Here is a 24190-nt window from a genome sequence, read left to right on the forward strand (position 1 = left end):
AAAGCTTCAAGCTGGTCGGAGTCAGGGCCGGTAGAATGGCGGCCTTCGGCAGCCAGCAGCTTATCGCAAGCACCTGAACGCAAGAGCCCGGCGTAGATGAGTTTGTTCGTCCTTGGCATCAACCACCAGACCGCGCCGGTCAGCCTGCGCGAACGCGTCGCGTTTTCGGCCGATACCGTGCCGGCGGCGCTCGAAGCGCTGCGTGCGTTGCCGCAGGTCCGCGAAGTAGCGTTGCTGTCGACCTGCAACCGCACCGAACTCTATGCCGTCGCCGACGACGATGGCCAGGCCTTGGCCGACTGGCTGGCCACGCATCCGGACGAAGTCGGCGACCTGCACGCCTACCTGTATCGCCATCGCGATGCCGATGCGGTGCGCCACCTGTTTCGCGTCGCCACCGGACTCGACTCGCTGGTGCTGGGCGAGCCGCAGATCCTGGGCCAGGTGAAGGATGCCTGGGCGACGGCGCGCAACGCCGGCAGCTTGGGCAACCACCTCGACCGGCTGTTCCAGCATGCCTTCACTACCGCAAAACGCGCCCGCACCGACACCCGCATCGGCGCCAATCCGGTGTCGGTGGCCTCGGCCGCCGTACGCCTGGCACAGGAATCGTTCTCCCGCCTGGAAGACTCCACCGTCCTGCTCATCGGCGCCGGCGAGACCATCGAGCTGGCCGCACGCCATCTCGTGCAGGCCCGTGCGAAGCGTTTGCTGGTTGCCAACCGGACGCTCTCCCATGCGCAGGAGCTGGCCAGCCGCCACGGTGGCGTCGCCCTGCCGTTGGGCGAGCTCGACAAGCATCTCGGCGAAGCGGACGTCGTGATCTCGGCCACCGCCAGCCGCGACCCGATCCTGCGCAAGCCGCAGGTCGCCGCCGCGCTGGCCCCGCGCAGGCATCGCCCCATGCTGCTGCTCGACCTGGCCGTGCCGCGTGACATCGCCGCGGACGTGGCCGAGTTGAAGGACGTGTTCCTGTACACCGTCGATGACCTCGAGCGCGCGATCGAGGACAACCGGCGCGGCCGGCGCGAGGCGGCTGCCGAGGCCGAAGCGATCGTCGAACTGCAGGTGGCACGTTTCAACGAAACGCTCGTTGCCAGCACCCGCACGGCACCGTTGAAACGCCTGCGCGCGCACGGCGAAGCGGCCAAAGCCGAAGTGCTGGCCAAGGCGCGCCAGCAACTCGCTTCCGGCGAGAATCCGGAGGAAGTGCTCAACTTCCTCGCACATACGCTGACCAACCGCCTGCTGCATGCGCCCACGGTCGCGCTGCGCGAAGCCGCGTTGACCGGCAACAGCGACCTCGCCCGCGCGGCCGACCGGCTGTTTCCCGCGCAGGACGGCCAGGACGACGACAGCGCCGGGTAGCGACGACGCGCCTGCGTCACCCGTTGTTGCCTCGCCCCCCGGATCCGCCGGGCTATCCTCAGATTCAGACGCTCCGGCATTGCCCGGACGCGGAGCACGGCTCCTTCTTCCACCATCCCAGGTTTCGATGACCCCCAGTCTGCGCCGCAAACTCGAAGCACTCGCCGAACGACGCGAGGAACTCGAACGCCTGTTGTCCGATCCGGGCGTGATCGGCGACGCCGAACGCTTCCGCAGACTGTCGCGCGAATTCGCCCAGCTCGAACCCGTCGCCAACGCATTGGCGGCCGAAGCGCAGGCGCGGCGCGACCTCGCCGGCGCCGAGGCGATGCGCACCGATCCGGAACTGCGCGAGCTGGCCGAAGAAGAAATCGCCGCCGCGCACCTGCGTCTGGAGCAGCTCGATGCCGAACTGCTCTCGCACCTGATCCCGAAGGACCCGCGCGACGAGGGCGACCTCTACCTGGAAGTGCGCGCCGGCACCGGCGGTGACGAAGCGGCGATCTTCGCCGGCGACCTGTTCCGCATGTACGCGCGCTATGCCGAACGGCAGGGATGGAAAGTCGAAATCGAGTCGAGCAGTCCCGGCGAGCACGGCGGCTTCAAGGAAGTGATCGCGCGCGTGGAAGGCCGCGGCGCGTATTCGCGCCTGAAGTTCGAATCCGGCACGCACCGCGTGCAGCGCGTGCCCGCGACCGAATCGCAGGGACGCATCCACACGTCCGCCGCGACGGTCGCGATCATCCCGGTCGAGGAAGGCGACCAGCCGATCGAGATCAACCCGGCCGACCTCAAGGTCGACACGTTCCGTTCCAGCGGCGCCGGCGGCCAGCACGTCAACAAGACCGAGTCGGCGATCCGCATCACCCACGTGCCCAGCGGGATAGTCGTGGAAAGCCAGACCGAGCGCAGCCAGCACGCCAACCGCGACAAGGCGATGAAGCGCCTGAGCGCGATCCTCGCCGAAGCACAGGCGGCCAAGGCTGCCGCCGCGCAGGCGGAGACGCGCAAGCTCCAGGTCGGCAGCGGCGACCGCAGCCAGCGCATCCGCACGTACAACTTCCCGCAGGGCCGGATCACCGACCATCGCGTCGAAGGACTCACCCTTTACGACCTGCCCCACGTCATCGAGGGCGACCTGGACGCGCTGATCGGCCGCCTGCAGCATGAACACCAGGCCGACGAACTCGCGCGATTGACCGCATCGGCGTGACACGCAAAACAACCAGCACGGGAGGCAGCATGAGCGAGGCAGTCGTCCATCGCGCGGGGCTCGACGATCTCGACGCGTTGGCGCCGTTGTTCGACCGATACCGCGGCTTCTACCAGCAGTCCTCCGACGAGGCGCTGGCCAGGCGCTTCCTCTCGCAGCGCCTGGAGCGCAGCGAATCGGCGGTATTCCTCGCGCAACTGGATGGATCGCCGGCCGGCTTCACCCAGCTCTACCCCACCTTCTCGTCGGTCCGCGCCGCGCGCGTATGGGTGCTCAACGATCTGTTCGTCGCACCGGATGCGCGCCGCCGTGGCGTCGCACAGGCGCTGATCGACGCCGCCGCGGCATTCGCCCGCAACGACGGTGCCATCCGGCTCGAACTGGAGACGATGCCCGACAACCGCACCGCCCAGGCGTTGTACGAAGCCGGCGGCTGGCAGCGTTACGACGAAACGTTGCGCTATCACCTCCCGCTGGCCTGATGCCGTGAACGCCGCCACTCCCTCCGACCCGCGCATCGGCCTGCGCCAGGCGCTGCAACGCAATCCGGGCGACGCCTTCGCGTGGATCCTGCTGGCCGAGCACGAACTCGACCATGGCGATGCGCGCGCCGGCGAGGAAGCGTCACGCCGCGCCCTGAGCCTGCAGCCAGGCCATCCGGAAGCCCTCGCCCGGCTCGGGCGCGCGCAATGGATGCAGGGCCAGCGTCACGAAGCAGTGGCCAGCCTCAGCGAAGCCGCACGCAACGCGCCCTACCACCCGGGCATCGCGGTCTGGCTTGCACACGCACTGGAAGATGCCGGCGAGGCCGAAGCCGCGCTTCAGGCCTATGCGCACGCGTACTCGCTGGCACCGGACGAGCCGCAACTGGCCGCCTACCTGCTGGCCTGGCGGCGCAAGCTGTGCGACTGGCGCGACCTCGACGGCCTCGCCAAGCAGGTGCGCGACGCCGTGAACGCAGGCCGCGCTGCCGTGGAGCCATTCGCGTTCCTCAGCGAGGACGCCAGCGCGGCCGAGCAATTGCGATGCGCACGGCTGCGTGCCAGCGCGCTTGCGCAGTCCGTGCGACCAATGCCGCCCGCTCCTGCGGCCATGGCGTCACCGACGGTGCGATTGGGATTCCTGTCCAACGGTTTTGGTGCGCATCCGACCGGCCTGCTGACCGCGGCGATGTTCGAGCAACTGCGCAGGCAGGCGGATATCGAGATCCATCTGTTCGCTCTAAACCGCGACGACGGCAGCACGATCCGGCAACGCCTGCAGGCGGCAGCCCACGTGCTGCATGACGTGTCGATGCGACCGCACGCGCAGGTGGCCGAAGCGATACGCAACGCCGGCGTCGAAGTGCTGTTCGACCTGCGCGGCTGGGGCGGTGGCGGTGCTCCCGAGGTGCTGGCGATGCGACCCGCCCCGGTGCAGGTCAACTGGCTGGCGTATCCAGGCACGTCCGGCGCGCCGTGGATCGATTACGTGCTGGCCGACCGTTTCGTGCTGCCGCAGTCGATGGCGGCCGATTTCAGCGAAGCGGTGACGTGGCTACCGCGTTGTTTCCAGCCCAGCGACACCGCGCGCGCGGTGCCGCCTGCGCCGTCGCGAGAGGCCTGCGGCCTGCCGGAACGCGGCGAAGGCAGCGAAGGTTTCGTCTTCTGCTGCTTCAACAACAGTTACAAACTCAACCCGCGCAGCATGTCGCGCGCGCTGGCGGTGTTGCGCGAAACACCCGGCAGCGTGCTCTGGCTGCTGTCAGGGCCGGGCGATGCGGACAACCGCCTGCGCGCGTTCGCGACGAGCCAGGGCGTCGACCCGAACCGGTTGGTGTTCATGGGCAAGCAGCCGCACGCCGAGTACCTCGCGCGCCTGCAACTGGCAGACCTGTTCCTGGACACCGAACCCTACAACGCGCACACGACCGCATCCGATGCCCTGTGGGCCGGATGCCCGGTACTCACGCGCCCCGGCAGCACGTTTGCGGCGCGCGTGGCGGGCAGCCTCAACCACCACCTGCGCCTGCCGTCGATGAACGTCAACGACGACACCACGTTCGTGGCACGCGCCGTCGCGCTCGCGCACGACCCGCAGGCGCTGGCCGCGCTGCGGCAGGAACTCGCGCAACGCCGGGCCGACAGCGGCCTGTTCGACATGGCGGCGTTCGCCACGCACTTCGCCGCCATCGCGCAGCAGATGGCGCAGCGTCATCGCCAGGGCCTGCCGCCGGCGCCGCTGGGACACGGCTGAACACCCGGATGCGGTAGGCTGCGCGCCATGACTGCCGAACGCGACCTCATTCCGCTCAACCTGTGCGTGCTGACCGTATCGGACTCGCGCACGCTGGCCGAGGACAGCTCGGGCGATTACCTGGTGCAGGCACTGATCGATGCGGGGCACCGCCTCGCCGATCGCAGGCTGTTGCCCGACGACCGTTACAAGCTGCGCGCCGTGGTGTCGCAGTGGATCGCCGACGACGGCGTCGACGGCATCCTGGTCACCGGAGGCACCGGCTTCACCGGCCGCGACTCCACGCCGGAAGCGCTGCTACCGCTGCTCGACAAGGAGATGCCCGGCTTCGGCGAGCTGTTCCGCGCGATCAGCTACGACGAGATCGGCACCTCGACGCTGCAGTCGCGCGCGTTCGCCGGCCTCGCCAACGGTACGTTCGTGTTCGCCCTGCCCGGCTCGACCTCGGCCTGCCGCACGGCATGGGACAAGATCATCGTGTCCCAGCTCGACGCCCGCACGCGTCCGTGCAACCTCGCCACGTTGCGGCCGCGCCTGAAGGAACGCTAGTCAAAGGAGTAACCCGATGCCGCTGGACACCACGCTGCGACTGCTCGCCAAAGCCCGGGGCCTGACCACCGCCGACATCGCCACTGCCATTCCGCGTGCCGGCGTCGCCACCGTCAGCGCCTGGCTGCGCGGCGACAAGATGCCCGGCAAGGAGCAACTCGACGCGCTGGCGCGCACCTTTGGCGTCCCTGCCGGCGCCCTGCTCGCCGAACTTGCCAGCACGCTCGACCCGGCGCGCACGCAGGGGGAACATGACCTGCTCGCGGCCTACCGCGCACTCAACACCCGCCAGCAGGGCGCACTGCTGGAAGTGGCCACGTCGATGGCGGGCAGCGCCCGCACGCGCGCTCCGCGCACGCGCGGGAAGCCGGCGCGATGAGCGAACTCAAGCGCAAGGAATACGAAACCGCTCTGGAACCGCTGCAATTGGAGCTGGTGGCGATGGCGCGTTGGGTGCAGCACACCGGCCGCCGCATGGTCGTCGTGCTGGAAGGCCGCGACACCGCCGGCAAGGGCGGCGTCATCAACACCATCGCCGAACACCTCAGTCCGCGCCAATGCCGCGTCGTCGCGCTGCCCAAGCCCAACGACCGCGAAGCGACTCAGTGGTATTTCCAGCGTTACGTGCCGCACCTGCCCGCGGCCGGCGAGATCGTGCTGTTCGACCGCAGCTGGTACAACCGCGCTGGCGTGGAGAAGGTCATGGGCTTCGCCACCGATGCGCAGGTCAAGGCGTTCCTCGCCACGGCGCCGGCCTTCGAGAAGATGCTGGCCGACGACGGCATCCTGCTGTTCAAGTACTGGTTGTGCTGCGACCAAGAGCAACAGGAAGCTCGCTTTGCCGAGCGGCGCAAGGATCCGCTCAAGCGCTGGAAGCTCTCACCTATCGACCTGAAGGCGCGCGAGCACTACGAGGACTACACGCGGGCGCGCGAGGCCATGCTCAAGGCCACGCACACCCGCCACGCACCATGGACGCTGGTCGACTTCAATGACCAGAGGGTCGGACGCCTCACGCTGATCCGCGACCTGCTCGCGCGCGTGCCCGACACGCAGGTGCCGGAAAAGCAGATCCACTTCGCCGCGCTGCCCGGCCGTCCGAAGAAGGAGCGCTGCGGCGTGCTCAAGCCGATCCGGAACTTCCGCGGCTGATCGCGCGGCGTTCCGGCTCCCAGGCAGGCTCAGGCCGTGACGAAACCCTCGCCCGCCTCATCCTCATGCGCGTCGAGGCGTTCGAGGTCGTCAACGTGCGCCATCGGCGGGCCTTGCCGCAGCCATGCCGCCAGCCGGTCGATCGCGGCCGGGTCACCGACCACCAGCACCTCGACACGGCCGTCGGGCAGGTTCTTCGCGTAGCCGCGCAGGCCCAGCGCCTGCGCCTCGTCGCGTGCGGAGGCGCGGAACCACACGCCCTGCACCTTGCCGCTGACGATGAAGCGCGCGGCGTTCATGACTTGGCCTCCCGGGGCGGCGGTCCGCCCGCCTTGGCGATCGCGGCCTCGATGTCGTGCGCGGTGACGGGGCCGAGGAACTTGTCGGCAACCTTGCCATCCGGGCCGATCAGATACGTCATCGGCAGGCCGCGCGGCGTGTCGAAATCCGCCGGCGGCGAATAGGTGTCGATGATCGCGATCGGATAGGCCACCGGGTGCTTCTTCAGGAACGCCTGCATGTCGGCCGTCTCGATGTCCTCGTAGGCCAGCCCGACCACTTCGACGTGCTCGCGCATCGTGTCGAGCGCGGAGAGCTCGGGCATTTCCTTCAGGCACGGCTTGCACCAGGTCGCCCAGAAGTTCACCACGACCCACTTGCCGCGATGCTCGGCCAGGTCGTACTGGCGGCCATCGGTGGTGGCGATCTTCAGGGACGGGACGACAACCTCGGCAGAGGGCGGCTTGTCGGCCGGTGCGGCCTGCGGGGCGGGCTCAGGCTTCGTGGCCGCTGCAGGCGCCTGGGCAGGAGCGGCCTCCTGCTGCGGCGCCGGCTTCTGGCAGGCGACGAGCAGCAAGGCCGGGGCGAGCGCGGAAATCAGCAGTGGGCGGCGTTGCGGCATGTCAGTTCTCGGGTTCGGCATGGATGGAGGAAGCGCGGCGCTTGAGCAGCTCGCGCAATGGCAGGCGCAGTTCGTCCAGGACGGCGACCGCGGAGCGGCCGAGCGAATCATCGCGGCAAGGCAGGTGCACCTCGGCGATCGGGATGCGCAGCTGGCAGGCTTCGTAGAGCTCGGCCAGCGTCAGCTCGTCCAGGTCGCGCGTAAGCAGCCATTCGCCGGTCTCGGCGCGCCGCACGACATTGATCTCGTGCAGCTGCGCCAGCATCTGCTGCACCAGCGCGTCGGTCAACATCGGCTCCATCTGCTCGATGTCGTCGCTGTGCAGGCCGCCCCCATCCTTGCGCACCTCGTTGAAGCGCGCGAGCAGGCGCAGCAGGCCGTACATCTCGAAGCCCAGCGGAAGCCGCATCGACGCGGGCTGGTAGCGGAACTCGGAGATCGACGACGCCAGCGATGCGCCCAGCAGCACCGCGACCCAGCTCAGGTAGATCCACAGCAGGAAGATCGGCACCACCGCCAGCGGGCCGTAGATGCGCGAATAGGAGTTGAAGCTGCCCAGATACAGGCCCAGCCCCCACTTCACCACCTCGAACAGCAACGCCGCCAGCATCGCGCCCGCGAACGCATGACGCCAATGGATCGTGCGGTGCGGCACCACGCGGTAGATCGCGGTAAAGGCGACCAGTTCGATCAGCATCGGGGTGCTGCGCAGCATCATGTTCTGCAGCAGCCGCCCCGACTGCGTCTCGAACAGCGACATCGCGAAAAACTTCGCCGAGATCGCCAGGCTGGCGGCGGCCATCAGCGCGCCCAGCGTCAGCACGGTCCAGTAGACCAGGAAGCGGCCGAGGCGAGGCCGCGCCGACTTGACGCGCCAGATCCGATTGAACGCCGACTCCACGCCGGTCAGCGTGATCAGCAGGGATACCACCAGCGCGATCACGCCGGCCGTGGTGAGCTGGCCGGCATTGGCCGAAAACTGCTTCAGGTACGCCTGCACCGAACGCGCCGCGGTCGGCACGAAGTTGGAGAAGATGTAGTCGCTGAGCCGGTCGCTCCACTCGTTGAAGACCGGAAAGGCCGACAGCACGCCGAACACCACCATCGACAGCGGCACCAGCGCGAAGATCGTCGTGTACGAGAGCGCACCGGCGGCCTGGAACAGGTCGTCCTCGAGGAAGCGTCGCGCGAGGAAGCGGAAGAACGTCCCGACGCGTGCGCGGTCGCGCAGGCGTTCGCCCCATCGATTCAAGGTGTCCAGCGGTTCCATCGGGCGGAGGGTAACCGATGGGCGGTCATGAAGGAGCAAGCCCTGGCGAGGCATTTCGGCGCGGCAGCCTGCGCCCGGCGGTCGCGATCCACTATCCTTGCGGCCTCACGGGAGAAGGCGATGACCGAAGTTCTGGTGCTCTATTACAGCCGCGGCGGTTCGGTATCGCGCCTGGCGCGGCAGGTCGCGCGCGGCATCGGCGAGGTCGAAGGCGTCAGCGCGCGGATTCGCAGCGTGCCTCCGGTCGCAGCGGTGACGCAGGCCGCGGCGCCTCCCGTGCCGGACGAAGGTGCGCCTTATGTCGAGCCGCGCGACCTCGCCGAATGCGCAGGCCTGGCGATCGGCAGCCCGACCCGATTCGGCAACATGGCAGCACCAGTGAAGCACTGGTTCGATGGCCTCGGCGCGGAATGGGCCAGCGGCTCGCTGGTCGGCAAGCCGGCGGCGGTGTTCACGTCGACCGCGACGATGCACGGCGGCCAGGAAGCGACGCTGCTGACGATGATGGTTCCGCTGTTGCATCACGGCTGCGTGCTCGTGGGCATTCCCTATACGGAACCCGCGCTCACCACCACGCGCAGCGGCGGCACGCCCTACGGCGCCAGCCATGTCTCGGGCAGCCAGGACGATCCGCAGCTGACCGACGAGGAGGCACAGCTGGCGCGCGCGCTCGGTCGCCGCCTCGCCGCGCTCGTCGCAAAGGTGTCGGCATGAACGCCCGCCAGGTCATGGTCGTGGCGCTGCTGGCGCTGAGCGGCCTCTTCATCGCGTGGTTCGGGCCGCAACCCTCGCCGCTGGTCTCGCTGGTCGTGTTCGCGCTGCCGCCGCTCGCGCTGGCGGCCGCGGCCCTGCATGGACGGCGCGCCGCCAGCTTCTGGGCGGGCGTGCTGGCCCTGGGGTGGTTCAGCCATGGCGTCATGGTGGCCTACACCCGCGCACCGGAACGCGGTTTCGCCCTCGGAGAAATCGCTCTGGCGCTGGTCATCGTGTTCGCCGCCAGCCTGCCCGGCCTGCGCGCCCGCTTCGCGCGGAAGCGTTGAGCGTCGCGGCCGTATAATTGCGGCCGCCCTCATCCCTGCCAGAACACGTTCCGATGGACCAGCTCTGCATCGTCACCACCGGCGGCACGATCGACAAGATCTACTTCGACGACAAGTCGGACTACCAGATCGGCGAACCGCAGATCGGCGGCATCCTGCGCGAGCTCGGCGTCGCGTTCCAGTTCAACGTGATCCCGATCCTGCGCAAGGATTCGCTGCATATCAGCGCCGACGACCGCGAACTGATCCGCGCGACGATCGCCGCACAGCCGGCGCAGCACGTGCTGGTGACGCACGGCACCGACACCATGGTCGAGACGGCCAAGGTGCTGGCCAGCCTCACCGACAAGACCATCGTGCTGACCGGCGCACTGAGCCCGGCACGCTTCCGCGGGTCGGATGCCGAGTTCAATGTCGGCTGCGCGGTCGGTGCGGTGCAGTCGCTGCCGCCGGGCGTGTACATCGCGATGAACGGCCGCATCTGGGATCCGGGCAAGGTCCGCAAGAACGTCGCCGCCAACCGCTTCGAGTCCGCCAGCTGAGGTCATGCCGGCGCCGCGGATCAAGCGGGTCTACGACGAGGCGGACGCCGAAGACGGCCTGCGCATCCTGGTCGACCGGCTGTGGCCGCGCGGCATCAGCAAGGCGAACGCTCGCATCGACCACTGGTTGAAGTACGTGTCGCCCAGCGACGCGTTGCGCAAGCGCTTCCATGCCCGTCCCGAACTCTGGGACGAGTTCCGTCAGGCCTATCGCGCGGAGCTGGCCGAAAGCCCGGCCCTGGACAACCTGCGCAAGCTGGCGCGGCACGAGCGCGTGACGCTGCTGTATGCGGCGCGCGATACCGAGCACAACAATGCCGTCGCTCTCGCGGAAATCCTGAAGAAATAGCCAGGCACGCACGTCGCCAAGGCTGAGAGCGCACTCGCGACGTCGCACATGGATGCCGGCTTTCGACCGAAGGAGTCGTGTTGCGTCACCCCGCGCCGCGCAAGTCGCTGTCGAAAAAAGCCCCGGCGCAAGGCCGGGGCTTGAGAGAGAGACCGCATTGCAGCTCGACTTCAGAACGTGATGCTCCAGCTGTCGATGTAGCCGGTGTCGCCCGAGAACATGTCGCGCACGCGCAGCCGCCACGTGCCGTTCAACGTTTCGGTGGACAGGTTGACGGTGTAGGTGGCGATCACGTTGTCCGCGCTGTCGGACGAGCTGCTGTTCTTGACGCGGTAGGTGGACCCATCCGGAGCGACGACATCGATGCGCAGATCGCCGCGGAAGGTGTGGATGATGTTGACCGCGACCTGGGCGTTGTTCGGCGCATTGCCGGTACGCCCCGACACCGCGATCGCGCTTTCGACGGTGCCACGATCCGGAATGCTGACGTCGGTGCCGTTGGTGTACGTCTGCACGCCGCCGCCCGAGCTGACCGTCACCGACGAGACCTTGCTGTTGGTCGCTCCGAGGTTGTCGGTCACCGTCAGGGTCACGCTGTAAGTGCCCGCGGCGGCATAGGTGTGGCTGGGGTTGGTGGCCGTGGACGTTCCGCCGTCGCCGAAGTTCCAGCTGCGCGAGGCAATCGAGCCATCGCTGTCGGTGGAGCTGTCGGTGAAGGTGACCGTGAGCCCGCTCGTGGCGACGCTGAAGTTCGCAACCGGCGCCACGTTCCCGCCACCGCTGCCGGCCGCGTCGACCACGCGCTTGGCATCGAGGATGCCCGGTCCGATGGTCTGTGTCGGCGTGACCGGGAACGGCCGGAAATTGCTCTTGATCAACGACTCGACCTGCGCCGGCGTCTTCGGCGTGGCCGAAACGGATTGCAGCAGCGCGATCACGCCAGCCACGTGCGGCGTTGCCATCGAGGTGCCGTTGTAGGTGGCGTAACTCGCCGCGCCCGGCGTAGTGGTGCCAGCATTGAGCGTCGAATAGATGCCCGACCCGGGAGCGGCGATGTCGATCAGCGCGCCGTAGTTGGAGAAGCTCGAGCGCTGGCCGCCGCTGTCGATCGAGGCGACGGCGATGACGTTGTTGCAATTGGCCGGGGTGAAGCCGGAGGTATTGGCGTTGGAGTTGCCCGCGGCGATCGCCAGCGTCGTGCCGCGCGATACCGCGCCGTTGATCGCGTTCTGCATCGTCGCGCTGCAGGAACCGCCGCCGCCGAGACTGAGGTTGATCACTTCCGCCGGATTGGCGTTCGCTGGCACACCACTGACGGTGCCGCCGGAGGCCCAGGTGATCGCGTCGGCGATGTCGGAGATCGAACCGCCGCACTTGCCCAACACGCGTACCGGCGAGATCTTCGCGTTGAACGCAGTGCCGGCCACGCCGACTGCATTGTTGGTCAGCGCCGCGACGGTGCCCGCGACATGGGTGCCATGCCAGCTGGAGTTGGAGCCGAAGATCTGGCCGCACTCGCCGGCGCCGTACCAGTCGCCCTGGTCGGCGGGATTGGAGTCGCGGCCGTTGCCATCGCGCGCGGCGGTGGCGTCGCTGATGAAGTCGTAGCCGGCGATGACATTGGCGGCGAGGTCGGGATGCGTGGTGATGCCGGTATCCAGCACGGCGACGACCACGCCGGTGCCGCTGGCCGTGTCCCACGCCTCGTTGGCGCGGATGCCCGCGTCCGCGTCCTGGTAGCCCCATTGCTGCGGATAGCCGGGATCATTGGGCGTCAGCACCGCCTGCAGCAGGCGGTCGACTTCGACGTACTCGACATCAGGATTGGCTGCGATCTGCCGCATCAGCGCTTCCGCTTCGACGCGGTCCAGCTTGCGGCTGGCGCGTACGACGTCGCCGCCCACCGAGAGCCGGCGCAGGTGTTTGAGGCCCCACCCCGCGGCGCCCGCTCCGTGAGCGGCCGTGTCCAGGGCGCCCTGCAGGCGTGCGGCGTTGCCGACGGTCGTGCTGCCGTCGCGGTATTTGACGATGAACTGGTCGTAGCGCTCGGCCGATGCGAGGCCGCTGAGGTCGACCCGGCCGCCGGCCACGGCCGATGCGGTCCCGAGCGCCAGCAGCAGGCCTGCCGCAAGCGCGTGGATGCGTGCTGTATTGCTGTTCACGATGAACCCCCGAACGATGAAATTGATTGGCCGCCACCCGCGGCCTCGCACTTCCGGTTGTGCATCCCCTCGCCGCTGCCGCCCCGCTTGCCTGCAGCACGTGCGCGCCTCGTGGATGGTCGCGACCCCCAATCAGCCGGCGACGTGGGGACGCTAGACCCGCGGGCTTGTGCGTGCCGTGAAGGCCGTATGGGCGGCCCCGGCAACCCGCGTTCATCATTCCGCGCCGCAGCAATCGCCCGCCTGCCCGGGCTTCCGCGCATAAAAAAGCCCCGGCTCGTGGCCGGGGCTGAAGGAGAGACGCGCCTTCTCAGAACATCTTCATATGCATCATCGCGACAGGCGCGATCAGAACGTGACGCTCCAGCTGTTGATGTAACCGGTGTCGCCCGCTGCGTTGTCGTTGACGCGCAGCTTCCAGGTGCCGTTGAGCACTTCGGTCGACAGGTTCAGCGTGACGGTCTTGACCACGTTGTCGGCACTTCCGCCGGTACGGTTGTGGATGTTGTAGAGGCTGCCATCGGGCGCGACCAGGTCCACCTTCAGGTCGCCCTGGTAGGTGTGCACGATGTTGACGGACACCGAAGCGTTGCTCGGCGCGTTGCCGCTGCGGCCGGACACCGTGATCGGGCTGTCGACCGTGGCGTTGTCGCTGATCGTGTAGTCGGCGGTGTTGCTGTACGTCTGCGCGCCACCGCCGCCGGTGCTGTAGTCGCCGACCAGGCTCACGCCCGAGAACGCCGCGTAGGCCTTCAGGTTGACGTAGTACGTGCCGGCCTGCGGAGCGGCGATGGTGCAGGTCTCAGCATTGCCCGACAGGTACGGACGGCAGTCGTAGACGGTGTCGGTCGGCTCGCTGCCGAACTTCACGTACATGTCCGAATCGCCGGTGCCGCCGGAGGTGGTGAAGGTCAGGTTGGTCGCGCCGGCCGGCACCACCATCGTGTACTTCACGTAGGCACCGGTCGCGGCCGACAGACCGGTCGCGGCCACGCCCTTGGTCAGCACGCCACCGGGCGGCGGCGTGGTGCCGTTGGTGGCATCGACGACGGCCTTGGCGTTGAGGATGCCCGGACCGATCGGCTGCGACGGCGTCGACGGGAACGCGGTCACGTTGCCCTTGATCAACGCCTCGACCTGCGCCGGCGTCTTCGGCGTGGTGGCCACCGACTGGATCAGCGCGACGACACCAGCCACGTGCGGGGTCGCCATCGACGTACCGTTGTAGGACGCGTAGGTCTCGGCACCCGGCGTGGTCGTGCCGGCGTTGAGCGTGGACAGGATGTTCGAGCCCGGCGCAGCGATATCGATCAGCGAACCGTAGTTGGAGAAGCTCGAACGCGCGCCGGTGCTGGTGATGGACGCCACCGCGATGACGTTGGCGCAGTTGGCCGGCGAAGCGTTGGAGACGTTGGTGTTGTCGTTGCCGGCTGCGATGACCAGCGTCGTGCCACGACCGACCGCGCTGTTGATCGCGTTCTGCGTGGTGGTGCCGCAGGCGCCGCTGCCGCCGAGGCTGAGGTTGATCACCTCGGCCGGATTGGCGTTGGCGGGCACGCCGCTGACGGTGCCGCCCGAGGCCCAGATGATCGCGTCGGCGATGTCGGAGTCGTAACCGCCGCACGTGCCGAGCACGCGGGCCGGAACGATCCTGGCACCGTGCGCGACGCCGGCCACGCCCTTGGCGTTGTTGGTCACCGCCGCGATCGTGCCGGCCACATGGGTACCGTGCCAGCTCGAGTTCTGCGCGGCATGCGTGCCACCGCACTGGTTGGCGGCCACCCAGTCGCCCGGATCGCTCGCATCGCTGTCGCGGCCGTTGCCGTCGTTGGACACGGCGGTGTCGCCGATGAAGTCGTAGCCGGGCAGGATGTTGGCGTTGAGGTCGCTGTGGTTGGTGATGCCGGTGTCGAGCACCGCGACCACGACGCCGGTGCCGTTGGTGACGTCCCAGGCCTGGTCGGCCTTGATGCCGTAGGTGCCCGAGTAGCCCCACTGCTGGCTGTACTGGGTGTCGTTCGGCGTCATCACCGGCTTGTTGAGCCGGTCGACTTCGACGTATTCGACGCTGGCATCGGCCGCGATCTGGCGCATCAGCGTTTCCGCTTCGGCGCGATCGAGCTTGCGGTCGGAGCGCACGACGTCGGCACCGGTGGCGATGCGGCGCATGTGCTTCACGCCGAGCTTCTTGCCGCCGCCGGCCGAATTGGCGGCTGCGGACAGCGAGCGCTGCATCGTGGCGCCATCGGTCTGGTCGCGGTACTTCACGATGAAGCGGTCGTAGGTTTCAGTGGACTGCAGACCACTGATGTTGACGCGGCCGGCAGCGAATGCCGGTGCGGCCATCAGCGTTGAGGAGAGCACGATCGACGTAGCAACAGTCAGAGCGTGCACACGCAGGCCACGCGATTGGAACTGAGACATCTGTTAAACCCCCGAAGCAGTAAAAAAGCCGCATTGCGCGGCGAAAGAAGCGACAGAAGACCCCCGGTGCGGCCAGCCTTGGCCGATCGCACCCGGCGCTCTGCGCGGATGCGCGGACTGACAAAAAATGTCCGCTTGGTGACGCTAGACAACCACTCATCGGCCAACAAGCCGGGATTCAGCCGAAAGTCGAGGTGATTTCGTGACCTGCGTCGCGAATTAACATTCCTCCAACAACGCTGAACAGCCAAACTCGGCAAAGTCGGCCGGATTTGCTGCTGTGCGGCATGCGCACAAGGGGAGGGCTTCGGGAGCCCGTTCAATGACGCTGCCGGAGCTTTCGGCATTCCCTGCGAGGCGGGTGTCTTAAAGCGGCGTCGTGCGCAGTCCGGCCGATCCGGTGCGGTAATCGCACGTCGAACGAACGCCTGGTTGTGCAAAAAAGAAAAGACCGGCCGGAGCCGGTCTTTTCGTGCGCGATCGAACGGATGCAGCGTCAGAACATGCCTGTTTCCAGGCGCGCCGCTTCCGACATCATGTTGCGATTCCACGGCGGGTCGAACACCAGTTCGACATCGGCCTCGGCCACGGTCGGAATCATCTCGAGCTTGTCGCGCACATCCGACACGAGGATGTCGCCCATGCCGCAGGCAGGCGCGGTCAGGGTCATGCGAACTTCGACGCGGCGCTGGCCGGCCTTGTCCGGGTGCGGGTGGATGCTCGCCTCGTAGACCAGCCCCAGATCGACCACGTTGATCGGGATTTCAGGATCGAAGCAGGTGCGCAGCTGGCGCCAGACCAGCTGTTCGACGGCTTCATCGTCCGCGCCTTCCGGCAGCTCTAGCGGTTCCGGCGGTTCCTTGCCGATGGCGTCGGCATCGCGCCCGGCGACGCGGAACAGGTTGCCCTCGACGAACACCGTGTAGCTGCCGCCCAGGGCCTGGGTGATGTAGCCGACGCTGCCAGCGGGCAACGTCACCTGCTCGCCCTGTGGCACGAGGACGACGGCGCAATCGCGCTCGAATCGGACGGGTTCGCTGCTGCGGGAATACATGCTTGAAAGATATGGGTGCCGCGGTGCAGCACAAGGCGGCCATTCTAGGGCCTGGGCGCTGAAAACCCTAAGGCCGGGCGGGATCGCGCGGGCGGGAAGATGCGTTCCATGGCACGCGCCCCGGGCGCCGGAGCGTCGTGCCCGGCTATGCTGTGCGGATTACCTGATGCCTCCGACCTGCACCGAATGACCTCCCCGTCCCCGCCGCCCGCCCGCAGCGCCTCGTGGCTCTCGTGGTTGCTCCTGCTGCTCGGCACCTGCGGCTTCACCGCGATCTGGGTGGTGTTGAGTCTGTTCAACGACGCGCAGAACAGCTGGATGGCGGTGCTCGGCGCGCTGGATGTCGCCTGGCTGCTGCGCCTGGGCCGGTGCCCGGGCGGTCCGCGGCGGATGGCGCTCGCGATGGCCGCGACCGTCGCGATAGTGGCCATGGCCAATTGGGGAATCATCGCCGCCCAGCTCGGCGCGGTTCTGGGCCTGCAGCCATGGGAATCGGCGGTGCGGCTCGGCCCCAACCTCGCGTGGACGGTGTTCCAGCTCGCCAACGGCGCCATCGACCTGGCCTGGTGCGTGGCTGCGTTGGTGGTGGCTGCGTTCGCCTCGCGCTGATCGCGGCGGCTGTCCGAAGCGAGGGCCGTCAGAAGCGACGGGCCGTCAGAACTCGTCCAGGCAGGCCGCGAACCGCTCGACCGCGTCGACTATCTCCGCCACCGACAGCGCGCAGTAGCCCAGCAGCAATCCGGCGCGATCGGGCGGATCGAGGTAGTACGGCGCGATCGGATACAGCCCCAGGCCGAGGCTGCGCGCACGCGCGATGAAAGCCTCGCCCTCGGCGCGCGAGCGATCCTTCAGCCACACCACCAGGTGCATGCCGGCATGCGAGTCGCTGATCTCCAGCCGGCCCGCGCTGCAGCGATTCAATCCATCGAGCAGCGCCGAGCGCCGCTCCTTGAGCGTCTTCCAGGTGCGACGCAGGTGGCGCTCGAAACCGCCCTCCACCATGAACCGCGCGAGCGCGGCCTGTTCGATGCCGGGCGACCCGAAGTCGTCCTGCCACTTCGCATTGACGAAGTCGCCGCGCAGGCCCGCGGGCACCACGACGTAGCCGAGCCGTAGCGACGGAAACATCACCTTGGAGAAGGTGCCGACGTAGATGACACGGCCGTATTCGTCCAGCGAACGCAGCGCTGCCAGCGGTTGCGCGTCGTAGCGGAACTCGCCGTCGTAGTCGTCCTCGAGGATCCAGCTGCCGTGGCGGTGCGCGTAGTCCAGCAGCTCCAGCCGCCGCGCCAGCGACATCACCACACCGGAAGGGAACTGGTGCGACGGCGTCACGCACACGAGCTTGGCGCCCTGCTCCGGCAGCGATTCGCACAGCAGGCCCTCCTGGTCCACGCCTACCGTGTGCAGGCGCGCACCGTGGATCTGCAGTGCTTCGCGGATCGACGAATAGTGCGGCTCCTCGAGCACGGCGGTGTCTCCGGCATCGAGCAGCACGCGCGCGGCCAGCGACACCGCCTGTTGCGTGCCATCGACGATCACCACGTCCTCCGGCTGGGCCTGCACGCCCCGGCGCCTCGCCAGGTAGTCGCACACCGCCTCGCGCAGTGCCGGCAGGCCCTGCGTCATTGGATAGTTGGGCGCCGTGTAGGCGGCGGCATGCGCAAGTTCGCGTGCCCAGGCGCTGGTCAACGCCGGGTTGGTGATCGGCACGCCGTACTGGAAGGAATAACGCACGCCCTCGATGCGCCGGCCCGGGATGCGCAGGTGGTCGTGATAGAGGCGGCCGCGACGGGCGAACTCGGATTGCGGCGCCAGCGGGGCATCGACCGCACGCACCGAACGCAGGGCCTGCAGCGGCGGCGTCACGTAGCTGCCCGAACCGACCCGGCCGTCGACGAAGCCCTCGGCACGCAGCTGCTCGTAGGCCGCGAGCACCGTGTTGCGGGAGATGCCGAGTTCGCGGGCGAGCTGGCGGGTGGCCGGCAGGCGCGCGCCCTGGTGGACGCGGCCGGCAAACACGGCCGTCTTGAGCGCGCGGGTCAGCTGGGCGTGCAGCGGTCCGCGACCGTCGAGTTGCAGGTGCATGGCCGGCTCCGTGGATGGCCGATTGGCGGGTCCAACCGGATTGGCCCTATTCGATCCCGGTCAAATGGACCTTGCCAGTGCCAATTCTAGCCCGTCTGATGGGGCCATTCCCGCCCGCCACTGGCCGCCGGAGCTCCCCATGAAAGCCTCGCGCATCCTGCAAGCCGACGCCTCATCCCTTCCCCGCTCGCGCCTGCCCCTGTGGGCCTGGCTGCTGTTCGGCGGCGTGCTCGTCGGCACACTCGACCTGGCATTCGCGGCCGGGTTCTGGTGGCTGCGATCCGGTGTCGCACCGATCCGCATTCCACAGTCGATCGCCTCGTGGGTGCTGGGTCGCGAAGCGGCCCTGTCGGGGGGAATCGCCACCGCGATGCTGGGCATGGCGCTGTACTACTACCTGACCACCGCGATGGTGACGGGCTATCACCGCCTGGCCCAACGTCATCCGCTGCTGCTGCAGCGGCCGCTGACGATGGGCGCGCTGTACGGCATCGCGCTTTACGCGCTGTTGTTCAAGGTCGCCGTGCCGTTGTGGTCGGCCGCCGCGCCGCGGCCGGAGCCTCTGGAATGGACCCTGGCCTGCATCGTCGCCTATGCACTGCTGATCGGCATCCCCGCCGCGTTGTTCGCCCGCCGCTGGCACGAGCGACAGTCCTGACGCGAGACCTGGCTGGCTCCGGCTCGCTCCATCGATAGCCTGCCTCACCCAACGGCGCCGACCGGGGGCGGCTTCCGGCCGCCGTGCGGTGAAGGCACGAACGCGGGCATAACAAATGGCGGCGCAAGCTGGTGCCGTCTGTGGTGCTCGTCTCTCTCTCTCCAGCAAGGTAGACAACTCGTTCCACACGCTCGACTCCAAGGAACGAGCGCGCCACCGTCCACAGGCATGCCCGGGACCGCGTTCCCGGGCAATTTTTATGTGCAGCTTTTTTCTTGATCGCCACCGGCGGATTGGCTCCGCTGGGTGAAGCCGGATTGGTTCTCCAGTTTTCGCAAAAGCCCGCTAGTTTTCTGGGCCATTGGGAACTTCTGGAGGCTTGCCGGCCATGGCGTCGATCACACGCACCGCATTGGGCTGGATCCTGTTCGGCGGCATGCTCGCCGGCGCGCTGGACTTTGCCTTCGCCACGGGATTCTGGGCACTCAAGGGCGTATCGCCGCAACGCGTCTGGCAAAGCGTGGCCGCGGGCCTGCTCGGCCGGGGCAGCTTTGAAGGCGGCACCGCCACCGCGCTGCTCGGCGTCGCACTGCACTACCTGATCGCGATGTCGATGTCGCTGGCCTATGCGCTGGCGGCACGCCGGTTGCGCGCGCTCGTGCAGCGGCCGTGGCGGTATGGCGCGCTGTACGGCCTGCTCCTCTACGCGGTGATGAACTGGATCGTGGTGCCGCTTTCCGCCGCACCTGCCGGCGGCGCCAACAACCCCACCTGGATCGCCTGCAGCATCGCCGCCCACGTGGTGCTGGTCGGCTGGCCGTGCGCATGGTTCGCGCGCCGCGCCCTCATCGGAAGCAACGCCTTGCGCGCCCGACAACCCGCGATGGGGTCCTGACGGCCTTCATCCGGATCACGCCTCGCGCGCTCGGCAGGGGGCTTCGCCAGGGACCAGGCCGCGCACTGGCCCTTTCATCAGCAACGGAGAACGTCATGAAGATCGTGTTTTCGTGCCTGATCGCCGCACTTGCCATCGCGGCCACACCGGCACAGGCCGGCCAATGCAAGAAGATCCATGCCGACCTCAGTGAGGTAAGCGCTACGGAAGGCTGCAACCCCGGCCTGGCCTCGTGCTTCCTCGGTGAAGTCGACGGCAACCATGGACTGCGTGGCACCACGCATTTCGCCGCCGACAGCGCGCGCGCCGGCCCGGCAACCTCGCCGACCTTCATCTCCTACAGCGGTCCGTTCGAATACCGCACCGCCAACGGCAACCTGAGCATGCGCGAGACCGGCGTGACCACCAGCGGTTCCGAAGGCGTGGTCACCGCCTACCAGCAGATCGTCGGGGCCACCGGCCAGTACGAGGGCGCAACCGGCTATTTCTTCGTCAGCGGCCACAAGACCGGCGGCATGGTCACCACCTTCGTCGAAGGCGAGATCTGCTATCCGTGACGCTCTTCCTCCCCTTGCCCGCGCAGCGGGCAGGGGGACGTTGGAAGGGCCTCAGTGCCCGCCGCCGCCGAGCGCCTTGAGCTCGCTGACCAGCGCGCTCGCCATCTCGGCACCGTCGCCGTAGAGCATGCGCGTGTTGTCGGCGTAGAACAGCGCGTTCTCGATGCCGGCGAAACCGGTGCCCTTGCCTCGCTTGATGACGATCGTGTTCTTCGACTGGTTCACGTCGAGGATCGGCATGCCGTAGATCGGCGAGGCCGGATCGGTCTTCGCCACCGGGTTGACCACATCGTTGGCGCCGATGACCAGCGACACGTCGGTGTTGGCGAACTCCGGGTTGATGTCGTCCATGTCGGCGATCAGGTCGTAGGGCACGCCCGCTTCCGCCAGCAGCACGTTCATGTGGCCGGGCATGCGGCCGGCGACCGGATGGATCGCGAACTTCACCTTGACGCCGCGCTCGATCAGCTTTTGCGTGAGTTCCCAGATCTTGTGCTGCGCCTGCGCCACCGCCATGCCGTAGCCGGGCACGATCACCACGCGCTCCGCATAGGCCATCATCGCCGCGACGTCGCCAGCTTCGATTGGTTTCTGCGTGCCGCTGATCTCCTGCGCCTGCCCGCCGCCGCCGAAGCTGGAGAACAGCACTCCGTGGATCGGCCGGTTCATCGCCTTGGCCATCAACTGCGTCAGCAACGTACCGGCTGCGCCGACCATGGTGCCGGCGATGATCAGTGCCTCGTTGCCGAGCACGTAGCCTTCGAACGCCACCGCCAGGCCGGTCATCGCGTTGTACAACGAGATCACCACTGGCATGTCAGCGCCGCCGATCGGCAGGGTCATCAGCACGCCGAGGGAAAGCGCGAGCACGAAGAAGGCGACGATGGCCGGCACCGAGAGCGTGTGCACGACGATGCCGCCCATCACCAGCATCGCCACGAAGACGACGAGGTTGAACAACTGCTGGCCCGGGAATACCACGCGCTTGTCGAGGCGCCCGTCGAGCTTGGCCCAGGCGATGATCGAACCGGACAGCGAGATCGCGCCGATGGCCGCACCGATCACGCCGAGGATCAGCGCCACCATCGAAGGTGCGCGTCCTTCTCCAGAGAAACGCAGCAGTTCGACCGCGCCAATCGCAGCCGCCGAGCCGCCGCCCATGCCGTTGTACAGCGCGACCATCTGCGGCATGTCGGTGATGGCGACCTTCTTGCCGGAGATCCACGCCGCGGCGGTGCCGATCACCAGCGCCAGCACGATCAACGGCAGGTTGTGCAGCCCCGGCAACAGGAACGTCGCCACCGTGGCGATGACCATGCCCAGTCCGGCCCAACGGATGCCGCTGCGCGCCGTGACCGGCGAGGCCATGCGCTGCAGGCCGAGCAGGAACAGCGTGGCGGCGACGAAATAACTGGCGGACGCAATCCAGGCCAGAACGCTCATGCCTTGCCTCCGGCGGAAGGCTTCCTGCTGGACTTGAACATTTCCAGCATGCGTTCGGTGACCACATAGCCGCCGGCCGCATTGCCGGCGCCGAGCAGCACCGCGACGAAGCCGATCGCCTTCTCCAGCGTGGTGTCGGCATGGCCGAGTACGACCATCGCGCCGATCAGGACGATGCCGTGGATGAAGTTGGAGCCGGACATCAGCGGCGTATGCAGGATCACCGGGACCCGCGAGATGATCACGTGGCCGGCGATGGCCGCCAGCATGAAGATGTACAGCGCCACGATCCCGTCGCCCATCATCCGTCCCCATCGCAATGTCGTCCGCATCATAACCGCACCTGAATCCGGCGCCAGCGGCGTCAACCGCAGGCCGTGACGGGCGTTCTCCCAAGCGCAGGGTCGTCCTGCCTTCCGGAGAGATGGCAATGGAAAAGACGAAGAAGCGGCGGTCCGCGGCGCTGGCAATGGCGCTGGGCCTGATGAGCCTGGCCGGCGCGGCGTCCGCAGGCGACCTCGGCGATCGCGTGGACAGGAGGCTGGACCACCGTGGCGACCGCATCGACACGCGTCTGGACGTGAAGGGCGACCGCATCGACCACCGCCTCGACCGCCGTGCGGCGTACCAGGATTCGCTCGGCCATGAACGCCGGGCGTTCCGGCTCGACCGCAAGGGCGACCGCATCGACCGCCGTCTGGACCATCGCGGCGACCTCGCCGATGCACGGCTGGACCGGCGCGGCGACCGTTTCGACCGTTTCTGGGATCGCAGGCACTAAGTCCTTATGCTGCGGCACGTGAGCCGAGAAGCCGACGACGCTCCGACCGCCACCGCGGCGGAGGCCCATGCGCAGGCCGCTTCCCGCGAGGAGGCGGCCGCGCGGCTGCCCGGCTCGCTGGAGGAATTCCTGGCGGGCATCGGCACCCGCGCATTCCGCTTCGCCGAGCTCGGACTGCGGCACCGCGACGATTCGCTGGATGCGGTGCAGGACGCGATGATGAAGATGCTGGCGTACCGGGATCGCCCGGCCGGGGAATGGACCCCGTTGTTCTGGAGCATCCTGCGCAGCCGCATCGTCGACACGCAGCGCAGGCGCACGTTCCGGTTGCGCTGGCTGTCGCCGGCACCGGAACGCGACGACACCGCCCTGGACTGGGCCGATGATGCACCCGACCCGTCGCGCGCGTTCGATGGCCGCGAGGCTTACGGACGGCTGGCGGAGGCGTTGTCGGCGCTTCCCCGTCGGCAGCGCGAGGCTTTCAGCCTTCGCGTGCTGGAAGAACTGGACGTCGCCACGACCGCGCGGGCGATGGGCTGCAGCGAAGGCGCGGTGAAGACACATCTGTCGCGGGCGCGCGAAGCGCTGCAGCGGCAACTCGAGGACTGGCGATGAACCCTAACCATCCACAAGCAGGCGAAGACGAACGTTTCGACCAGGCCATGCGCGAGATCCATGCGCAGGCCGTCGGCCAGGTGTCTTCCGCCACGCGCGCACGCCTCCGCGCGGCTCGCTTCGAAGCGGCCCGGCCGCGAGAGCGGCGTGGCTACGGCTGGGTGCTGGCCAGCGGCTGCGCGGCGGCGTTCGCGCTGGTCGTCGCACTGCAACTGCAGCCCCCCCCGGCCGCTCCGCCCGCTGCACCGGTGCTGGCGACGGAAGCCGTTTCCTACGACGCCGACACGGCGCTGGCGACCCTCGACGAAAACCCCGACCTGTATCTCTGGCTGGCATCCAACGACGATGCCCTGCCTGCCGCGGAGCAATGACCATGCGCTTTCCGATTCCATCCTCCCGCCTGTTGATCCGCGTGCTGGCGCCGCTTGCGTTGGTGTTCGCGACACTGCCGGCATTCGCCGCGGATCCGCCGGCGACGCCGACGGCGACGACGCTGCCTGCGTGGGAACAACTGACGCCGGCCCAGCGAGAGCAGCTGATCGCGCCCATCCGCGAGCGCTGGAACAGCGAGCCGGACCAGCGTCAGCGCATGCTCGATCGCGCCCAGCGCTGGAAGCAGATGACACCCGAACAGCGTGAGCGTGCCCACCGTGGCATGAAGCGCTGGGAGCACATGAGTCCCGAACAGCGAGACCAGACGCGCGCGCTCTACGCGAAGATGCGCGCGCTGCCGCCTGCAGAACGCGAGGCCTTGAAGGCCCGCTGGAGGCAGATGACACCGGAACAGCGCAGCGAATGGGTGAAGGCCAATCCGCCGCCGGCCGATGCGCGGCCCATGCGCGAACCGCAGCACTGACTCAAGGCAAGGAGCCGCTCAACCCGGACTGCGCGGCA

28 protein-coding genes and 1 pseudogene are annotated in these 24190 nt (G+C 68.1%); 19 read left to right on the forward strand and 10 right to left on the reverse strand.

The features are described 5' to 3' along the window. The first annotated feature begins 96 nt into the window (after window positions 1–96). The 7 genes from hemA (at window position 97) to ppk2 (ending at window position 6517) form a co-directional block, all read left to right on the forward strand. A complete protein-coding gene (hemA, locus tag IU514_RS17275; RefSeq protein WP_194932390.1) occupies window positions 97–1368 on the forward strand; it encodes a glutamyl-tRNA reductase in 1272 nt (423 codons plus the stop codon). 127 nt (window positions 1369–1495) lie between these two features. Next, window positions 1496–2581 (forward strand): peptide chain release factor 1, encoded by a 1086-nt coding sequence (gene prfA, locus IU514_RS17280; protein WP_194932391.1) that lies wholly within the window; start codon window positions 1496–1498, stop codon window positions 2579–2581. A 29-nt stretch (window positions 2582–2610) separates the two neighbouring features. Next, entirely contained in the window at window positions 2611–3063 is a 453-nt protein-coding gene (locus IU514_RS17285; protein ID WP_194932392.1) for a GNAT family N-acetyltransferase, read from the forward strand. A gap of 4 nt (window positions 3064–3067) precedes the next feature. Beyond that, on the forward strand, window positions 3068–4816 hold the full coding sequence (locus IU514_RS17290) for an O-linked N-acetylglucosamine transferase, SPINDLY family protein (protein ID WP_194932393.1): 1749 nt from the start codon (window positions 3068–3070) through the stop codon (window positions 4814–4816). A gap of 27 nt (window positions 4817–4843) precedes the next feature. Further along, entirely contained in the window at window positions 4844–5365 is a 522-nt protein-coding gene (gene moaB / locus IU514_RS17295) for a molybdenum cofactor biosynthesis protein B (RefSeq protein WP_194932394.1), read from the forward strand. Window positions 5366–5381: 16 nt separating this feature from the next. Continuing rightward, entirely contained in the window at window positions 5382–5744 is a 363-nt protein-coding gene (locus tag IU514_RS17300; protein ID WP_194932395.1) for a helix-turn-helix domain-containing protein, read from the forward strand. Then, window positions 5741–6517 (forward strand): polyphosphate kinase 2, encoded by a 777-nt coding sequence (gene ppk2 / locus IU514_RS17305; RefSeq protein WP_194932396.1) that lies wholly within the window; start codon window positions 5741–5743, stop codon window positions 6515–6517. Before IU514_RS17300 ends, ppk2 begins: the two co-directional genes overlap by 4 nt. A gap of 29 nt (window positions 6518–6546) precedes the next feature. Here ppk2 and IU514_RS17310 read toward each other — a convergent pair whose 3' ends face one another. The 3 genes from IU514_RS17310 to IU514_RS17320 are packed head-to-tail and all read right to left on the reverse strand — an operon-like array spanning window position 6547 to window position 8688. After that, entirely contained in the window at window positions 6547–6816 is a 270-nt protein-coding gene (locus tag IU514_RS17310) for an acylphosphatase (RefSeq protein WP_194932397.1), read from the reverse strand. Beyond that, window positions 6813–7418 carry a TlpA family protein disulfide reductase gene (locus tag IU514_RS17315; RefSeq protein ID WP_194932398.1) on the reverse strand — a complete coding sequence of 202 codons (606 nt, stop codon included), beginning with the start codon at window positions 7416–7418 and terminating at the stop codon, window positions 6813–6815. The genes IU514_RS17310 and IU514_RS17315 overlap by 4 nt, the downstream gene beginning before the upstream one ends. A gap of 1 nt (window position 7419) precedes the next feature. After that, window positions 7420–8688: a YihY family inner membrane protein gene (locus IU514_RS17320; protein WP_194932399.1), complete on the reverse strand. Its 1269-nt coding sequence runs from the start codon at window positions 8686–8688 to the stop codon at window positions 7420–7422. 120 nt (window positions 8689–8808) lie between these two features. Here IU514_RS17320 and wrbA point away from each other — a divergent pair, with 120 nt between their 5' ends. Genes wrbA through IU514_RS17340 form a run of 4 tightly spaced genes read left to right on the forward strand, consistent with a single transcriptional unit; the run spans window position 8809 to window position 10619 of the window. Beyond that, on the forward strand, window positions 8809–9402 hold the full coding sequence (gene wrbA, locus IU514_RS17325) for an NAD(P)H:quinone oxidoreductase (RefSeq protein ID WP_194932400.1): 594 nt from the start codon (window positions 8809–8811) through the stop codon (window positions 9400–9402). Beyond that, a complete protein-coding gene (locus IU514_RS17330; RefSeq protein WP_194932401.1) occupies window positions 9399–9728 on the forward strand; it encodes a DUF2069 domain-containing protein in 330 nt (109 codons plus the stop codon). Before wrbA ends, IU514_RS17330 begins: the two co-directional genes overlap by 4 nt. 53 nt (window positions 9729–9781) lie before the next feature. Continuing rightward, window positions 9782–10270, forward strand: coding sequence for an asparaginase domain-containing protein (locus IU514_RS17335; protein WP_194932402.1), 489 nt, complete (start codon window positions 9782–9784; stop codon window positions 10268–10270). Window positions 10271–10274: 4 nt separating this feature from the next. Then, window positions 10275–10619, forward strand: coding sequence for a DUF488 domain-containing protein (locus IU514_RS17340; protein ID WP_194932403.1), 345 nt, complete (start codon window positions 10275–10277; stop codon window positions 10617–10619). 170 nt (window positions 10620–10789) lie between these two features. On the opposite strand, the gene IU514_RS17345 is transcribed toward IU514_RS17340, so the two are convergent. The 4 genes and pseudogenes from IU514_RS17345 to sufT all read right to left on the reverse strand — a co-directional run bounded on the left by IU514_RS17345 (window position 10790) and on the right by sufT (window position 16259). Beyond that, a complete protein-coding gene (locus tag IU514_RS17345; protein ID WP_417498540.1) occupies window positions 10790–12781 on the reverse strand; it encodes a S8 family serine peptidase in 1992 nt (663 codons plus the stop codon). Window positions 12782–13129: 348 nt separating this feature from the next. Further along, a complete protein-coding gene (locus tag IU514_RS19060) occupies window positions 13130–13510 on the reverse strand; it encodes a proprotein convertase P-domain-containing protein (RefSeq protein WP_324187865.1) in 381 nt (126 codons plus the stop codon). After that, window positions 13490–15205: pseudogene (locus IU514_RS17350) on the reverse strand (S8 family peptidase); the annotation flags it as partial. The gene IU514_RS19060 and the pseudogene IU514_RS17350, both read right to left, overlap by 21 nt. A 496-nt stretch (window positions 15206–15701) precedes the next feature. Further along, a complete protein-coding gene (sufT, locus tag IU514_RS17355) occupies window positions 15702–16259 on the reverse strand; it encodes a putative Fe-S cluster assembly protein SufT (protein ID WP_194932405.1) in 558 nt (185 codons plus the stop codon). Between the two features lie 186 nt (window positions 16260–16445). Here sufT and IU514_RS17360 point away from each other — a divergent pair, with 186 nt between their 5' ends. Beyond that, on the forward strand, window positions 16446–16868 hold the full coding sequence (locus tag IU514_RS17360) for a hypothetical protein (RefSeq protein ID WP_194932406.1): 423 nt from the start codon (window positions 16446–16448) through the stop codon (window positions 16866–16868). A 45-nt stretch (window positions 16869–16913) separates the two neighbouring features. Here the strand turns inward: IU514_RS17360 and pdxR are convergent, their stop codons facing one another. After that, window positions 16914–18347 carry a MocR-like pyridoxine biosynthesis transcription factor PdxR gene (pdxR, locus tag IU514_RS17365; protein ID WP_194932407.1) on the reverse strand — a complete coding sequence of 478 codons (1434 nt, stop codon included), beginning with the start codon at window positions 18345–18347 and terminating at the stop codon, window positions 16914–16916. 139 nt (window positions 18348–18486) lie between these two features. Here pdxR and IU514_RS17370 point away from each other — a divergent pair, with 139 nt between their 5' ends. From IU514_RS17370 to IU514_RS17380, 3 genes are all read left to right on the forward strand, one after another. Then, window positions 18487–19005 (forward strand): hypothetical protein, encoded by a 519-nt coding sequence (locus tag IU514_RS17370; protein ID WP_194932408.1) that lies wholly within the window; start codon window positions 18487–18489, stop codon window positions 19003–19005. Between the two features lie 388 nt (window positions 19006–19393). After that, a complete protein-coding gene (locus IU514_RS17375) occupies window positions 19394–19900 on the forward strand; it encodes a hypothetical protein (RefSeq protein ID WP_194932409.1) in 507 nt (168 codons plus the stop codon). 95 nt (window positions 19901–19995) lie between these two features. Next, window positions 19996–20457, forward strand: coding sequence for a hypothetical protein (locus tag IU514_RS17380; protein WP_194932410.1), 462 nt, complete (start codon window positions 19996–19998; stop codon window positions 20455–20457). A gap of 51 nt (window positions 20458–20508) precedes the next feature. Here IU514_RS17380 and IU514_RS17385 read toward each other — a convergent pair whose 3' ends face one another. Both IU514_RS17385 and IU514_RS17390 read right to left on the reverse strand, forming a co-directional pair. After that, window positions 20509–21900, reverse strand: a complete 1392-nt coding sequence (locus IU514_RS17385) for an NAD(P)(+) transhydrogenase (Re/Si-specific) subunit beta (protein WP_194932411.1) — start codon at window positions 21898–21900, stop codon at window positions 20509–20511. Then, complete coding sequence (locus tag IU514_RS17390) at window positions 21897–22202, reverse strand: NAD(P) transhydrogenase subunit alpha part 2 (protein WP_194932412.1); 306 nt, start codon at window positions 22200–22202, stop codon at window positions 21897–21899. Before IU514_RS17390 ends, IU514_RS17385 begins: the two co-directional genes overlap by 4 nt. 128 nt (window positions 22203–22330) lie before the next feature. On the opposite strand from IU514_RS17390, the gene IU514_RS17395 reads away from it, so the two are divergent. From IU514_RS17395 to IU514_RS17410, 4 genes are read left to right on the forward strand one after another with little or no spacing between them, the layout of a single operon-like run. Beyond that, window positions 22331–22681 carry a hypothetical protein gene (locus IU514_RS17395; protein ID WP_228760828.1) on the forward strand — a complete coding sequence of 117 codons (351 nt, stop codon included), beginning with the start codon at window positions 22331–22333 and terminating at the stop codon, window positions 22679–22681. 18 nt (window positions 22682–22699) lie between these two features. Continuing rightward, entirely contained in the window at window positions 22700–23296 is a 597-nt protein-coding gene (locus IU514_RS17400) for an RNA polymerase sigma factor (RefSeq protein WP_324187861.1), read from the forward strand. Further along, the gene (locus IU514_RS17405; protein WP_194932414.1) at window positions 23293–23667 is read left to right on the forward strand and encodes a hypothetical protein; all 375 of its coding nucleotides are present in this window, start codon (window positions 23293–23295) and stop codon (window positions 23665–23667) included. The genes IU514_RS17400 and IU514_RS17405 overlap by 4 nt, the downstream gene beginning before the upstream one ends. Window positions 23668–23669: 2 nt before the next feature. Next, window positions 23670–24152 (forward strand): DUF3106 domain-containing protein, encoded by a 483-nt coding sequence (locus IU514_RS17410; RefSeq protein WP_194932415.1) that lies wholly within the window; start codon window positions 23670–23672, stop codon window positions 24150–24152. Window positions 24153–24190: the final 38 nt, after the last annotated feature.

Source organism: Lysobacter niastensis, from assembly GCF_015453285.1.
GTDB lineage: Bacteria > Pseudomonadota > Gammaproteobacteria > Xanthomonadales > Xanthomonadaceae > Lysobacter_J > Lysobacter_J niastensis.